We start from the raw sequence: 15,182 nt of genomic DNA, 5'->3' as shown, positions 1-15,182 counted from the left end.
CGACCCTGAAATCGCAGGGGAGTAGCCACCGGGGTCGCGCGTTCGGGTGATCGGGGGCGCCGCCGACCAGCATCGGAGCGGACTCGAAACCACGCTGTATGGGGCTCTCACCCTGTTCTAACCCACGCGCCCCAAGATGAAGCATGTCAGTACATCGTCCCGCCAGTTGGAGGATGAGTTGCACCCGAACGACCCGAGTGACGGTCCGGAGACCGGTGCTGGAGCCGAGCACGGCGACGCCGAGCACGGTCGCACCGGGTCCGGTGCCCCGAATCAGACCAGCGCCGAGCAGGCCGACGAGGCGCAGGCGCGCTCCTTCGAGAACTCGCTCTTCGACGACCGCGCCGCGGACGACGTCGGCACGGCGGAACAGGTGACACCGGACGCACCCGAGGCCTCCGAGGCCCCGGGGTCCGATGCCGTCGCGGCCTCCGCGTTCACCGAGACACCCGATCCCGCTGAGGCGTCCGGGGCCCAGAGCCCGGCCGCGCCGCGTTTGTCGCCGCCCGAGGGCTCCGAGCCCGGCTGGGCGACCGGCCCCAACAACACCGACCGGGCCTCCTACGTCTTCCCCGGCCCCGACGAGGGCCGGCCCGGGGCCGCCCCCGGCGCCCCGCAGAACTTCCCCGGGTCCGCACCCGAGGCGGGCCAGAACGGCCCCCGGCCCGGCGCCTTCGGCTCCCCTCACGGTCACAGCGCGCACCAGGGGCACCCGGGGCAGCAGGGTTCGCACACCGCGGCCTTCGCCTCCGTGGGCCACGGCGACGGGTCCGGCGCCTTCGGCGGCCCGCAGGGGCCCGGCGGCTTCAACGGACCCCGGCCCGGCGACCCGCACCAGGGCGGCCTTCCCCCGTTCGGTCCGCCCGGGCAGTCGCACTACAACCAGTTCGGGCAGGGCCCCTACCCCGGCCACCCCCAGGAGCCCCGCAAGAAGCGCGGCACCGGCCGGATCGTGGGCATCGCCGCGGCGACCGCCCTGGTCACCAGTCTGATCGTGGGCCCGGCGGCCGCGCTGGGCACCGCCTACCTGATGCCCGGAGGGGTCAGCTCGCCGATCAGCTCGCTCACCGGCGAGCAGGGTTCGAGCGCGACAGAGGGAGCCGTCGGCGAGGTCGCCGAGCAGGTCCTGCCCAGCGTGGTCTCCATCCAGACCGGATCGGGCGGCGGCAGCGGTGTGATCATCTCCTCCGACGGACAGATCCTCACCAACTCACACGTGGTGGAGGCGGGCGGGGGCGGCCCCATCCAGGTGCGGTTCAACGACGGCAGCGCGGCCGAGGCGGAGGTGCTCGGGTCCGACCCGGTCTCCGACATCGCCGTGATCCAGGCCAAGGACCGCAACGACCTCACCCCGGCGACGCTCGGCGACTCCGACCAGGTCGGCGTGGGCGGTGAGGTGGTGGCGATCGGTTCGCCGCTCGGCCTGTCCGGCACCGTGACCACGGGTGTGGTGAGCGCGCTCAACCGCCCGGTCAACACCGGCGCCACCGAGAGCGGCGACGGCCAGACCGCGACGGTGATCAACGCGATCCAGACCGACGCCGCGATCAACCCCGGCAACTCCGGCGGCCCGCTGGTGAACATGGCCGGTGAGGTGATCGGCGTCAACACCGCGATCGCCGGGCTCTCCCAGGAGAGCGGTTCGGTGGGTCTGGGGTTCGCCATCCCGATCAACCAGGTCCAGCCGATCGCCGAGCAGCTGATCGAGGGCGGCAGCGCGAGCTACCCGGCCATCCAGGCCACCATCGCGCCCAGCCGGACCGGCGGGGCCGAGATCATGGAGCTGACCGAGGGCGGGGCCGCCGACGAGGCGGGCCTGGAGCCCGGCGACGTGGTCGTGTCCGTGGACGGTGAGGCCGTGACCTCGCCCGACCAGCTGATCGCGCAGATCCGCGCCCGCCAGCCCGGTGACGAGGTCACCCTGGGCGTACTGTCCGGCGGCAGCGGCTCGGAGCAGGACGTGACCGTGACACTCGGCGAGCAGGGTGCCGCCACGGCCACGGAGGAGGCTTCGGAGGCCGAGGAGGACTGACGGGGGCGTCTTTCTTCACGGTCTCCGGAAGACGAGCGGGGGCGGACGGGCCAGCGGGCCGGTCCGCCCCCGCCCGCATGCCGGGGCGGTCGGCGCCTCTGTGACTTGACACACAAAGTCGAACACGAAGAGTATTCTTCCCTGCGCCGTGTGCTACGTCATCGGTCTTCTCAGCGTCACCGGAAGGTCGGCGACGGTCCATGACCGTGGCCCACACTCGTGGTGGTCCCCACCGGACCGGAGCACGGCCCAGCCGCTCGACGCCCCCAGGAGAACCGGTATGTCCACGTCCTTCGCACCGCAGTCCCCGGCCGTTGCCCGCGTTTCGGGAAACGGCCGGGGGCCGAGCCGCGTCCGGGTGCTCATCGGTACCGACACCTACCCGCCCGACGTGAACGGTGCCGCCTACTTCACCGCCCGGCTCGCCCGGGGCCTCGCCGAACGCGGCGCCGAGGTGCACGTCCTGTGCCCCTCCCCCGACGGCCGCCCGTACGTGGCGGAGCGGGGAGGGGTGGTCGAGCACCGGCTGCGCTCCGTGCCGTCGCTGGCCCACGAGAGCGTGCGCCTGACACTGCCGCCCGGGGTCCGCGGCCACCTGAACCGCCTCCTGGCCCGGCTGCGCCCGGACGCCGTGCACGTCCAGAACCACTTCATCGTCGGCCGGATGCTCGTCAACGCCGCACACGACCACGGCATCCCGGTGGTGGCCACCAACCACTTCATGCCCGAGAACCTGTTCGACCCCCTGCGGGTTCCCGAGGCACTGCGCCCGTACGCGGCCCGCCTGGCCTGGTGGGACCTGGGCCGGGTGCTGTCACGCGCCGAACACGTGACCACGCCGACCCCGGCCGCGGCCGGCCTCCTGCTGGAACAGGGGTTCGCCCGGCCGGTGGAACCGGTCTCCTGCGGCATCGACCTGGTCCGGTTCGAGCCGCTCCCCGAACCCCGCCCCGGAAGCCGGGCCTCCGGCGAGCGGCGCCGCCTCCGCGCCCGACTGGGTGTACCCGACCGCACGACGATGCTGTTCGTGGGCCGTCTGGACGAGGAGAAGCGCATCGACGAACTCGTCCGCGCGGTGGCCCTCCTCCCGGACGTGCAACTGCTGCTCGCGGGGCACGGCGCGCACCGGGCCAGGCTGGAGGAGCTCGCCCGGGAGGAGGGGGTGGGCGACCGGGTGGTCTTCCTCGGCTTCGTGGCCCACGGGGACCTGCCCGACGTGTACCGGTGCGCGGACGTGTTCACCATCGCGGGCATCGCCGAACTCCAGAGCATCGCCACCCTGGAGGCCATGGCCAGCGGGCTGCCGGTGGTGGCCGCCGACGCCATGGCCCTGCCCCACCTGGTGGAGGAGGGCCGCAACGGGTACCTGTACCCGCCGGGGCGGGCGGCCGATCTCGCCGACCGGGTGGGTTCGGTGGTGTCGGAGGAGGCCGTGCGGGCGCGGATGGGCGCCCACAGCCGGGCGATGGCCTCGCGGCACCGGCTGGAGGACTCCCTGGAACGCTTCGAGCGGATCTACCGCGACGCGGTGACCGGGGTGCGCTCGCAGGTGGCCGCCCGGCCGTAGGCCGCGCCGCGGTGCCTCACGCGGCGGGACCGGGGGCGGAACTCCGCCGAGCGGTGTCCTTCCGGGCGACGGCCTCCGCGACCTCGTCGACGGTGGTGCGCAGGGTGTCTCCGTAGGGCCCCTCCGGAAGGTTCGGGGCGTACGCCCTGGCCGCGTCGGCGTGCTCGGCTGCGGCCTCGAAGGACCCGAGACGGCGGAGGTTGTCGGCCAGGTTCAGGTGCAGCGAGGGGTAGAAGCCGGCGACGTACAGGCCGGCGTGGTGTTCCTGGACGCGCTCGTCGGTCGCGGCGTCGGCGGCGTCCAGGGCACGGACGTCCCAGACCAGGGCCCGTGCGGGGTCCTCGTACAGGTCCGCCAGGTAGTGCGCGAGGGCACAGCGGTGCAGCGGGTCACCGGTCACTCCGATCCCGGCCCACAGGTCCAGGAGCCGGCGGCGGGCGGAGGCGGGGTCTCCGGCCCGGCCCTCGGTGACGGCGCGGCCGATGGCCTCCATCGTCGGGTCGGGGGCGGCGGGAGCGGTGGTCATGACGGGTTCCTGTTCGGTTCGGGCGGGTCGGCCGGGTGGACGGAGACGGGTGGACCGGTGGCCGGGTGGCCGGGGCGGTCAGGTCGGGTGCGTCGGCCGGACCGGCATGGCCAGGGTGGTGAGGTCGCCGCGGTCGGCGGAGCGGATCGTGACCGGCTGTTCGCTCCCTCGAAGGTCGAACAGCACGTCGGGGCCCACGGCGGTGCTCACGGCGGGGTAGAGGGTGGTCAGCTCGAACCGGATCCGCAGCTCCGGTCCGCTCGTGGCGGCGGGGAGCCGGGTGGCGGGGTGGTCCCCGTCCACGGTCTCCTCCGACAGGACGGCCACCCCGTGAGCGCTCACGTGCAGGGCCACGCGCTCCCCGGGGTGCTCCTCCAGGGCCCTCAGCAGCGGCTCCTTGGGCACCGTCGCACGGGTGGTGGCCTCGGGCAGCGACGCGAGCATCAGCCGGTAGTCGGGGAACACCTCCGACAGCGTGCCGCAGTACCGGTCGCCGCGGCCGGTCAGACGGAACCACACCCCGTGCGGCGCCGCCTCGATCCGCACCAGCGCGCTGCGGCGGACCTCCGCGGCCGCGTCCCGGAGCTGTCCGCCGTCGAGGGTGGCGGCCCAGGTCATCGCGGGCGGTTCGGCGGGGACCAGGGTCCGGACGGAGAGCCGGTAGCGGTCGGTGGCGGTCAGGGTGAGCGCCTCCTGGCTCGCCTCGACCCGTACCCCGGACAGGACCGGCGCCCCCGGCTCGCGCGCGGTCGCGGTCAGGACCTGCTCGACCGCGTCGGCCAGCACGGGGCCCTTCAGCGCGGCGATCGGCAGGCCCGGAGGTTCGATCGGCGGGGCCTCCCCGGCATCCGGGACGGAGAGCGAGGCCTTGGCTGCGGCGGCCCTGTGCCGCGCGGCCTCCGCCTCCCCGAGCACCTTCGCGACATGGCCGTCGATCAGCCGGGACGCCTCCGCGGGGTCGGCGTCCAGCACCTCCTCGACCCCGGCGAGGGGCATGGCGATCTCGCGGAGCCGCCGCAGCGCGGTCGCCCTCGCCACCTGACCGGCGGAGTAGTAGCGGTAGCCCGAGACCGGGTCGACCTCGGCGGGGCGCAGCAGCCCGGAGTCGGCGTAGAACCGCAGGGCGCTGGAGGTCAGCCCGCTGCGCTGGGCGAAGACGCCGATCGGCATCAGCTCGTCGTTTGGCACTCCCCCATCATTGGGCTTCGACCAACCTGAAGGTCAACCCGCCGTGTGGCTGCCCCGCCGGGCCCTGCCGGACCTGCGGGGTCCGGTGGGCCCGACGGCGGCCGGGTCCGGAGCAGCTGGTCCCGGAGCTTTCAGTCCTGGAGCGGCTGGTGGACCGGCAGGTGGAAGCCGATGACGGTGCCGCCGCCTTCGCGGTTGCGGGCGAACACCTGGCCTCCGTGCGCCTGGGCGATCTCCTTGACCATGGCCAGCCCCAGACCTGAGCCGGGGAGGCTGCGGGCGACCGTGGCCCGGAAGAAGCGTTCGAAGAGGTGCCCGATCTCCTCGGGGTCCACACCCGGGCCGCGGTCGAGTACCTCCACCACCCCTTCCCGGATGCGGATCTCTATCGGCGCGCTCCCGTCGGGGTCGAACTTCGCGGAGTTCTCCACCGGGTTGGCCAGGGCCCGTTCGAGGGCGCCCGGGCGGCCCCACACGACGCTGCCGTCCGCGTCCACCAGGATCTCCCGGCCGGTGCGGCGCCGGCTGCGGGCCGCCACCCGTTCGGCGACGTCGGCGAGGACCACCGCGCTCGGTGACTCGTCCTCGTGGTTCCCGGTGGCCAGCCCGACCAGTTCGTTGACGAGGTCGGCGAGCTCGCGGGTCTCCCCCTGGAGGTCGTCGATGAGGCGCTGCCGGGCTTCCGGGCTGAGCCGGTCCACCCTGCCGAGCACCTGGACGTTGGTGCGCAGGCTGGTGAGCGGGGTGCGCAGTTCGTGCGCGGCGTCCTGGACCAGGCGGCGCTGTTCGTCCTTGGAGCGGGCCAGGCGGGCCAGCATCGCGTTGAAGGCGCTGCCGAGGCGGCCCACCTCGTCGTGGCCCGGTTCCTCCGGGGCGCCCCGGCCGTTGCCGGAGCGGTCCGAGGTGACGGGGTCGAGGCGGCCGGTGGAACTGACGTACTCGGCGGCGTCGGTGAGCCGGACCAGGCGGCCGGTGATGCTGTGGCCGACCAGCCAGCCCACGGAGGCCGCGCACAGGGCGACGAACAGGCCCACCCACAGGATCTGGGTGGCCAGCCGCCCGATCATCTGCTCCACCGGTGACAGCCGCTGCAGGAGCTGGATGGCGCCGTGCCCGTCGCCCAGGGAGACCGTGCCCACCCGGTACTCCTGGCCCTTGACCTGGGTCTCGTGGGTGTCCACGACCCCGGCCTCGGCGGCCCGGGCGACCTCCAGGTCCGCTTCGGTGGGCTGGAAGGAGGAGAGCTCGTGGCGGTTGGTGAGCAGCTGGGCCCAGGTGCCGTCCGGGGTGAGGACCTGCGCGTCGAGGCTGCCCGGGGCCAGGAAGTTGAAGGTGGTGCTGTCCGGGGTGCCCTGGTTGTTCTCCGCGGAGACCACCAGCTGCCGGGACAGGTTCTGCACGGCGGCCTCGAACTCGCTCTTGGAGTCCGCGCGGATGAGCGCCGCAGCGGTGCTGTAGGCGAGGGTGCCGACGAGGGCGATGGTGACCGCCGCGACCAGGGCGAACAGAACGGCGAACCGGGTGCCCAGCCGCCACTCGCCCGGTTTCAGGAGGACACCGCCGCGGGAGGCGCCCGCGGGGGCACCGCCCGACGGCGTACCGCCCGCGGCAGCGCTGTCAGCGGGGCCCGCGCCGGCGGGGACGCTGTCGGACATGCGGATCACCCCTGGGGACGCAGTGTGTACCCGACGCCCCGCACCGTCTGGATCATCGGCGGTCCGCCGTCCTCCAGCTTGCGGCGCAGGTAGCTGATGTAGACCGCGAGGTTCTTGGACTCCGGGCCGAAGTCGTAGCCCCAGATGCGGTCGTAGATGGTGGCGTGGTCCAGGACGATCCCGGCGTTGCGCATGAGGAGTTCGAGGAGGTCGAACTCGGTCTTGGACAGGTCGATCTCACGCTCGCCCCGCCACACCCGGCGGGCCCGGGTGTCCAGGCGGAGCTCGCCCACCCGCAGCGGGCCCTCCTCGCCGGCCTCCTCGGGGACGACGGCGGCGCGGCGCAGCAGGGCGCGCAGCCGGGCGAGGAGTTCGTCGAGCTCGAAGGGCTTGGCGAGGTAGTCGTCGGCACCGGCGTCCAGGCCCGCCACCCGGTCCGGGGTCTCCACCCGGGCGGTGAGCATGAGGATGGGGGTCCGGTCGTGCTCCGCGCGCAGGACACGGGCCACGCCGAGGCCGTCGACCCCGGGCATCATGACGTCGAGGACGAGCAGGTCCACGGGGTCGGCGTGGACGGCGGCCAGTGTCTGGACCCCGTCCGCCGCCGTCCGCACCGTGTACCCCTCGAGCTGGAGGGCGCGTTCCAGGGACTCCCTGATGGCCCGGTCGTCGTCGGCGACCAGGACGGTGGCGGTGCTTTCCATGCCCCCATGCTCTCCCACCTTGGTGAGAGGCCGGTAAGAGGCGGGTCGGAAGGCCGAGTGATCAGGATCCGGGGTCGAAGGAGCGGGTCCGGGACAGTCCGGCGGCCCGGCCCTTGCCCGCCACGACCAGCGCCATCTTCCGGGAGGCCTCGTCGAGCATCTCCTCGCCGAGCATCACGGCGCCGCGCCGGTCCACGGTGGTGGCGTGCGCGTAGGCGTCCAGGATCAGCTCGGCGTGGTCGTAGTCCTCCTGGGAGGGTGCGAACACCTCGTTGGCGGCCTCCACCTGGAGCGGGTGCAGCACCCACTTGCCGTCGAACCCGAGCGCGGCGGTGCGCCCGGCCGCCCGGCGGAAGGCGTCGACGTCGCGGATCTGCAGGTAGGGGCCGTCCACGGCCTGGAGCCCGTGGGCGCGGGCCGCCACGAGGATGCGCATGAGGACGTGGTGGTAGGCGTCGCCGGTGTCGTAGCCGGGCGGCTGCTCCCCCACGACCAGGCTCTTCATGTTGATCGAGGCCATGAAGTCGGCGGGCCCGTAGACCAGGGTCTCCAGGCGGGGCGAGGCGGCGGCGATCCCGTCCACGTTCACCAGGCCCTTGGCGTCCTCGATCTGCGCCTCGATCCCGATCCGTCCGACGGGCAGGTCCGCGGCGCGTTCGATCTGGGTGAGGAGGGTGTCCAGCCAGTGGACGTCCCGGGCGGCGGTCACCTTCGGCAGTACGAGGGTGTCCAGGTGGGCCCCGGCGCCCTCGACCACGGTGATGACGTCGCGGTAGGCCCATTCCGTGGAGACGTCGTTGACGCGGACCGAGCGGACCCGGCCCTCCCAGCCGCCGTCGTTGAGCGCCTTCACCACGTTGTCCCTGGCGGAGGCCTTCTCCAGCGGTGCCACCGCGTCCTCCAGGTCCAGGAAGAACGCGTCCGTCTCCAGCCCTCGGGCCTTCTCCACGAACCGGGGGTTGGACCCCGGCACCGCGAGTACCGACCTTCGTGACCTGAGCTCGCCCATTGCCGTCCCGCTCCCCTGTCGCTGGTGTCGTCCCGTGCCCGCGCCACCGCCGGTGTACCCCGGTTTTCACCGACGGCCGCCGGCGTCCGCTGACGCCTGCCGGATCCCGTCGGCGCCTGTCGGCCCCTGCCGGATCCCGCTGTGCGGATCATCATCGCACCGTGTCCGGCCGGGGCACGAGGCACGGTCCCCGAGCTGCGTAGAGTGTGTTCCGGGACGGGGAACCACACCGGCCCGGGACCAACGGGAGTGCACATGTCCGCGACGCTTCGCCCGACCAGCGCCCACTGGGGCAGCTACCAGGTCGAGGTCCACGACGACCGGGTGGTCGGGGTCCGCGCCAACCCGGACGACCCCGCGGCGGCCCCCGTCATGGGCAACACCCCCGTGGCCCAGCACCACCGCACCCGGGTGGCCCGTCCGGCCGTGCGCCGCCGCTGGCTGGACCACGGCCCCGGTCCCGACCCGCGCCGCGGCGACCCCGAGGACGCCTACGTGGAGGTGGAGTGGTCCACGGTGCTGGACCTGCTCGCCCGCGAGCTGGAGCGGGTCCGCACCGAACACGGCAACTCCGCGATCTACGGCGGCTCCTACGGCTGGGGCAGCGCGGGCCGCGTCCACCACGCGCAGAGCCAGCTGCACCGCTTCCTGAACACCGTCGGCGGCTACACGCGGTCCGTGAACACCTACAGCCACGGCGCCCTGGAGGTGCTGTTCCCGCACCTGATCGGCACCCCCGCGGCCAACCGGCTGTTCAGCCGGGTGCCGTCCTGGGAGCGCATCCGCGAGCACACGGAGCTGCTGGTCAGCTTCGGCGGGCTGCGGGTCTCCAACACGTGGACGTCCTCCGGCGGCCGGGCCGCCCAGACCGCGGGCCCGGCGATGAGCGCGGCCGCGGACGCCGGCGTGGAGTTCGTGTCGGTGTCCCCGCTGCGCGACGACACCGCCGACGAGGTGAAGTCGGAGTGGGTCTCCCTCAGACCGGGCACCGACACCGCAGTGCTGCTGGGCCTCATGCACGTGCTGTTCAGCGAGGGCCTGGCCGACACCGCCTTCCTCGACCGCTACACCGTGGGCGCCGACCGGCTGCGCGCCTACGTGATGGGCGGCCGGGACGAGCACGGGAACCCGGGCGGGACCGAACGCTCCCCCGAGTGGGCCGAACGGGTGAGCGGGGTCCCCGCCTCCGACCTGCGGGCGCTGGCCCGGCGGATGGCCGAGAAGCGCACGCTGGTCAACGTCGGCTGGTCCGTGCAGCGCGCCCGGTACGGCGAACAGCCGCTGTGGGCGGGGTTCGCCCTGGCCTGCTGCCTGGGGCAGGTGGGGCTCCCCGGCGCGGGGTTCGCGTCCGGCTACGGGTCCATGGGCAACTACGGCGGCGGGGCGACCCCGCTGGGGCTGCCGCGCATGCCGCAGGGCAACAACGCGGTGCGGGACTTCATCCCGGTGGCCAAGGTCTCCGACATGCTGCTGCACCCCGGAGAGCCCTACGACTTCAACGGCGAGCGCCGCAGCTACCCGGACATCAGGCTGGTGTACTGGGCGGGCGGCAACCCCTTCCACCACCACCAGGACCTGTCCCGGCTGACCAGGGCCTTCGGCCGCCCGGACACCGTGGTGGTGCACGAGACGCACTGGACGGCCACCGCCCGGCACGCCGACATCGTGATCCCCGCGACCACCGTGCTGGAGCGCGACGACTTCGCCGCCAGCCACGGGGACCTGGCACTGCGGGCGATGCCCAGGGTCCTCCCGCCGCACGGGCGGGCCCGCGACGAGTACGACACCTACGCGGACCTGGCCGAGCGGTTGGGTGTGCGCGAGGAGTTCACCGAGGGGCGGACCAGCCGCGAGTGGATGCGGGTGGCCTACGAGCGCTGGCGCGCGCTGTTGGCCCGCCGGGACCTGGAGGTCCCCGGCTTCGACGAGTTCTGGGAGCGGGGCCGGATCGACATGCCCGCCCGGGTCGAGGACGAGACCCATCTGGGCGAGTTCCGCGAGGACCCGGAGGCGAACGCGCTGCGCACCCCGAGCGGGCGGATCGAACTGTACTCGGAGACCATCGCGTCCTTCGGCTACGAGGACTGCCCGGGCCACCCGGTGTGGCTGGCCGGGCCCGCGGTGACCGGCCGGGTCGGGAGGCACCGCGCGGACGGCCCGAGCGACGGCGGGCCCGCGGACCGGCCCCTGGTCCTGGTCGCCAACCAGCCCAACACGCGCCTGCACAGCCAGCAGGACATGGGCGGGTACAGCACCTCCCGGAAGGTCGGCGGCCGCGACCCGCTGCGGATGCACCCGGAGGACGCCGCCCGGGCCGGGGTCGTGGAGGGCGACGTGGTGCGCGTATCCAGTCCGCGGGGCTCGTGCCTGGCGGGGCTGGTGGTGAGCGACGCCCTCAGGCCCGGCGTGGTGCAGCTGTCGACCGGCGCCTGGTACGACCCGTCGGGGTCCGACGTCACCTGTGTGCACGGCAACCCGAACGCCCTCACCGAGGACGTGGGCACATCGTCCCTGTCCCAGGGCTGCACCGGCCAGCTGGTCCGGGTGAAGGTGGAACCGTACGAGGACGCGCTGCCTCCGGTCCGGGCCTTCGACCCCCCGGTCGGCGTGGAGCCCTTCGAGGGCTGACCGGGGTGCGGCCCCGCCGACCGGGGCGCGGCCCCACCGCTCCGGACACGGCTCTGTCGGTCAGCGGCGGATGAGGCGGTTGACCCTTCTGGGCAGGATCAGGCCGACCAGGCCCAGCAGCGCGTACCCGACCTGGCCCGGGGCGAGCATGCCGAGGATCGCGCCCGTGTTGGCGGTGGGCGCCCGGAGGAACTCGCCCATGCGGGGGTGCGCGTGCGGGACCGCGTTGCCCATGGTGAGCAGGCTCAGGACGGCCAGGCCGGTGAGCGCGGTCCACACCGTGGCCGTCGTGTCGGCCGCGGCGAGCCAGCCCTGGAACCCCTCCAGCGCCCGTACCGCGTAGGCGGGCGTCCCCTCCCCGGCCGTACCCGGGACCGGGGCGGGGCCGAGAGCGAGGCAGCCCAGGACCAGCAACCCGGCTGCGACCACCACGATGCCGCCGGTGCCGGCCAGGCCGATGCGGCGGGCCAGGTCCTCGGCGTTGTCGGCCAGCTCCTCCTGGGAGGGGTAGCGGCGCCAGCTCCTCCCCCTCGACCGGGCCTCCCCCATGGCGTTGGCCCGGCGCCAGCGCAGGAACCGCAGGGCGTCGCACAGCGCGCCCGGGCCCTGTTTCGCGGCCATGGTGGCGGTGGCGAGTTCGTGCACGACGGTGGTGAGCGTGGTCGCGAGGGTGACCGGGAGGTTCACCCACGACAACGCGATCCGACGGAACAGCGGTGCGATGTCGGCGGGGATGCGCACCCGCATGGCCACCGACCTGCCGTGCGCCCAGCGGCGCAGCCCCGGCATCGGGGTCCGGCCGGGCAGCGGCGGTGTGGTCTCGGCCGCCGTTCCGATCACCCGGTAGTCCATGGCCACCGCGAAGACCAGGGTGAGCAGCAGCAGCCACGGGGTGAGCGCGCCACCGCCGAGCACGGTGTGCACGAAGGTGGAGACCGGGTCGAGCTGGGCCCCGGCCGCCCGCGCGTTCGTGTGCAGGTGCTCCAGGAACACCAGACCGGTGGCCAGGACCGGCAGCAGCCACAGCCAGCCCCCGTACCTGCGGCCGACGACGGCCAGGCCGAGGGTGGCGCCGATGAGGCCGGTGACGACGGCGTGCCCGGTGAAGGCCCCGGGGTCCGCGCCCCCCACCCCGGTGACGGGGTCCACCGCCGGGGCGACGATCCCGTTGAGCAGCTGCTCGGCCAGTTGGAACCCGGCCCCGGAAGCCGCCGCGAGGAGCAGGAAGTCGACCGCGGAGAGCCGGCGCACGCGTCGCCGGGCCAGGAGCAGGAAGAGCAGCAGCGGGACGAGTTTGCCCGCCTCCTCGACGGTGACCGCCACGTAGGTCTGGCTCACCACGTGAGTGACGTCCAGCCCGAGCAGACCGCTGACCAGAGCGGACAGCAGAGCGATCGGCCACAGCAGGAGGGCTCCCAGAGCGGTCACCCGCAGGAGCGTCGCGAACGAGACGGTCCGGGAGCGCGCCGACAGGGCCAGCTGGAACACCAGCAGGAACGTGAGAAAGAGCGCGGGCAGGGCCGTACCGAGCGCCGGGACGGCCAGGGGGACCAGCAGCAACGCGGCCAGCATGAGCCAGCCCCACGTGCCGCGCAGTCCGCGCAGGAAGCGGACCAGCCCGGGGGTGCGTTCGCGGGCGCGTTCGGCCCTGCGGGTGATCCGTTCGGCCAGGTCGGGTCCGGGGCCGCGGGAGACGCGCGCGTGCCGGGCGCCGGGTTCGACGCAGTTGTAGTGCTGGGCGGCCCGGAGCAGTTCCGGCCTGTTGCCGTCCAGGGCCTTCTCGGCGAACTCGGCGCGGGCCCGGGGAATGTCCGGGCCGACGATCTCCCGCACGAAGTCGACCGGTCCCGCGGCGACCGTGAGTTCGCCGGAGGTGACCAGGACCGCGGCGGAGAAGTCCTCCACGCAGACGAGGAAGTCGGTGGGGTCGGGCCCCCAACCGCGGATGAGGTCGATGAGGGTGTCGGTGTCGAGGGGGACCTCGGTCACCGGGTCGTAGGAGAACTCGGCTCGGGTGCGGCAGACCAGGAGCCGGTCGACGCCCATGGCCCGCCCTGCGGCGACCACGCCCCGGATCAGGTTGCGGTCGCGCGGCACCGCGAAGGGGGTGGTGACCTTCCCCCGGGCCCGGATCCACTGGGGGTCGAACTCGGTGGCGCCGGCACAGACGCGCAGCACGAGGTCGCGCGCGAGCATCGCCTGTTCTTCCATGGACTTCCTCGTGCCGGAGGGCTGGTTCTGGGGGCTGACCGGGCGGGGCGGCCATGTCCGGAGTTGTCCGGCAGGTGCGGGTGGCCCCGCACGAGCATAACGGCGAAGGCGTCCAACAGAACATGCGAATTCGGGGCTTTTATTCTCTTTGTGGGTTTGTGTCAGGTATTGGCAACCGCAACAGCTGGTGAAACAGTTTCGTGCGTTTTCCTGGAAGGGCGCGGACCAGCACCGAAGGCGTCCCCGCACAACTGGGCGAAGTGGCGCAGCACCGGCAGGGACAGGGCCCAGCCGACCATCGCCCACCCCAGGGCGAGGTGCTCCAGGGCCCTTGCCAGAGCGGCCACCCCGCTCCACCGGACACCCTCCTCGCTCTCGTAGGTGAGCCGGTACAGCACCTCCGGGTGGTCCGCGGCCGGGCGCATCGCCAGCGCCGTGGGCCCGCGCACCGCCAACCAGCTGCCCAGGCCCCGGCACATGCCGCAGTCCATCGCGACGTACAGCGTGCCCCGGGCCCGGCCGGCCCACGGGCGCCACCGCGGCAGCCACGCGCGCACCCCGGCGCGGTAGGTGTCCCACTCCGCCCCGAACGCCGCCCGCAGCTGACCTCCCTCGTGCCACGAGGCGAACCCGGCCCCGTAGGCGAAGGCCGCCAGGGCTCCCACCAGCAGCGGCGGCTGGAGGGCGCCGAGCCCCAGGTAGAGCAGCACGATCGTGAGCTGCATCGGGTTGCGCACGTAGGCGTAGGGGCCGCTGGTGACCAGGCGTTCGGGCGGGTCGTAGGGCAGCGGGGTCCCCTTTCCGACCGCCGCGAACTCGCGTGCCGCCGCCAGACCGGGCAGGCAGAGCAGGGCGAGGAGCTGGACGCCGACGGTGAGGGCCTCGGGTGAGGCTGCGGCGCGGGCCCAGACCCCGCCCGCCAGCCACGACTCCGCCGGGGACAGGGGCTCCCCGGCCGCCGGTCCCCCGACCACCCCGCCGGTCAGCCCGGGCAGCCCGGACAGCCCGGACAGCAGGGACGGCACCGTGGCCAGCACGTACAGCGGCAGGGCGACCATCAGCCCGAAGGCGAGCAGCGCCTGCGCCCACATCCGGGCGTGCACCAACTGGCGGCGCCGGGTCCAGAAGGCCAGCATCAGCGCGGGGATCAGGCACAGTGCGGCGCCCAGGATCTCACCGAGCAGCCACAGCGCCCCCAGCACCACCACCGGTTCGGCCAGCGGCATGAGGATCACGTCCAGCCACACCAGCAGCCCGGTGACCAGCGGGACCGGCAGCAGACGGAGCATGAGGGCGGGCAGGGCACCCCACAGCAGGACCCAGGCGAGCAGCAGGTCGACCGGCATCCCCTGCCACACGGCGCCCTCGGCGTGGAAGGACCACCAGCCGGCCCGCTGCGCGACCAGGTTCAGCGGGACGAGGGTGAGCAGCGCCCAGCCGGAGGCCACGATCATCGTGGCGGTCTCCCTCCGACTCGGCGCCCGCCACAGGCACAGCCCGATGATCACGAGGAGCGGCAGGAGCAGGCCCGCGCCGCGGACGAGGAGGGCGGGGAGCTCCGTGGCGGGGGCGAGGAGGGCGGGGAGCTCCGTGGCGGGGGCGAGGCCCCGGGCGAGGGCGGGGCCCGGCCCGAACGGGAGCTCCGTCACGAGCCCGGTGGTG

At 73.8% G+C, this 15,182-nt stretch carries 10 protein-coding genes; 3 read left to right on the top strand and 7 right to left on the bottom strand.

All coding sequences use genetic code 11. The features are described 5' to 3' along the window. The first annotated feature begins 178 nt into the window (after positions 1-178). Both D458_RS0129505 and D458_RS0129500 read left to right on the top strand, forming a co-directional pair. Positions 179-2,032: a trypsin-like peptidase domain-containing protein gene (locus D458_RS0129505; protein ID WP_017590321.1), complete on the top strand. Its 1,854-nt coding sequence runs from the start codon at positions 179-181 to the stop codon at positions 2,030-2,032. Positions 2,033-2,312: 280 nt separating this feature from the next. Then, the gene (locus tag D458_RS0129500; RefSeq protein ID WP_026119803.1) at positions 2,313-3,599 is read left to right on the top strand and encodes a glycosyltransferase; all 1,287 of its coding nucleotides are present in this window, start codon (positions 2,313-2,315) and stop codon (positions 3,597-3,599) included. 16 nt (positions 3,600-3,615) lie between these two features. Here the strand turns inward: D458_RS0129500 and D458_RS0129495 are convergent, their stop codons facing one another. The 5 genes from D458_RS0129495 to D458_RS0129475 all read right to left on the bottom strand — a co-directional run bounded on the left by D458_RS0129495 (position 3,616) and on the right by D458_RS0129475 (position 8,681). Then, positions 3,616-4,125 carry a hypothetical protein gene (locus D458_RS0129495; RefSeq protein ID WP_017590319.1) on the bottom strand — a complete coding sequence of 170 codons (510 nt, stop codon included), beginning with the start codon at positions 4,123-4,125 and terminating at the stop codon, positions 3,616-3,618. A gap of 78 nt (positions 4,126-4,203) precedes the next feature. Then, entirely contained in the window at positions 4,204-5,313 is a 1,110-nt protein-coding gene (locus tag D458_RS0129490) for a DNA polymerase III subunit beta family protein (RefSeq protein WP_040702956.1), read from the bottom strand. Between the two features lie 131 nt (positions 5,314-5,444). After that, a complete protein-coding gene (locus D458_RS0129485) occupies positions 5,445-6,968 on the bottom strand; it encodes a sensor histidine kinase (protein WP_083936471.1) in 1,524 nt (507 codons plus the stop codon). Between the two features lie 5 nt (positions 6,969-6,973). Beyond that, positions 6,974-7,672 carry a response regulator transcription factor gene (locus D458_RS0129480; RefSeq protein ID WP_017590316.1) on the bottom strand — a complete coding sequence of 233 codons (699 nt, stop codon included), beginning with the start codon at positions 7,670-7,672 and terminating at the stop codon, positions 6,974-6,976. Between the two features lie 61 nt (positions 7,673-7,733). Continuing rightward, a complete protein-coding gene (locus D458_RS0129475; RefSeq protein WP_026119802.1) occupies positions 7,734-8,681 on the bottom strand; it encodes an HpcH/HpaI aldolase/citrate lyase family protein in 948 nt (315 codons plus the stop codon). A gap of 255 nt (positions 8,682-8,936) precedes the next feature. On the opposite strand from D458_RS0129475, the gene D458_RS0129470 reads away from it, so the two are divergent. Continuing rightward, positions 8,937-11,309: a molybdopterin-dependent oxidoreductase gene (locus D458_RS0129470; RefSeq protein ID WP_017590314.1), complete on the top strand. Its 2,373-nt coding sequence runs from the start codon at positions 8,937-8,939 to the stop codon at positions 11,307-11,309. A gap of 60 nt (positions 11,310-11,369) precedes the next feature. On the opposite strand, the gene D458_RS0129465 is transcribed toward D458_RS0129470, so the two are convergent. After that, positions 11,370-13,520 carry a PrsW family glutamic-type intramembrane protease gene (locus D458_RS0129465; RefSeq protein ID WP_017590313.1) on the bottom strand — a complete coding sequence of 717 codons (2,151 nt, stop codon included), beginning with the start codon at positions 13,518-13,520 and terminating at the stop codon, positions 11,370-11,372. 161 nt (positions 13,521-13,681) lie between these two features. Further along, positions 13,682-15,046: a methyltransferase family protein gene (locus tag D458_RS0129460; protein ID WP_051049814.1), complete on the bottom strand. Its 1,365-nt coding sequence runs from the start codon at positions 15,044-15,046 to the stop codon at positions 13,682-13,684. Between the last annotated feature and the right edge of the window lie 136 nt (positions 15,047-15,182).

The sequence above is a fragment of the Nocardiopsis ganjiahuensis DSM 45031 genome (assembly GCF_000341085.1).
GTDB classification, from domain to species: Bacteria; Actinomycetota; Actinomycetes; order Streptosporangiales; family Streptosporangiaceae; genus Nocardiopsis; species Nocardiopsis ganjiahuensis.
Note: the sequence above shows the minus strand (reverse complement) of the source record. Positions and strands in the feature narration are given on the sequence as shown.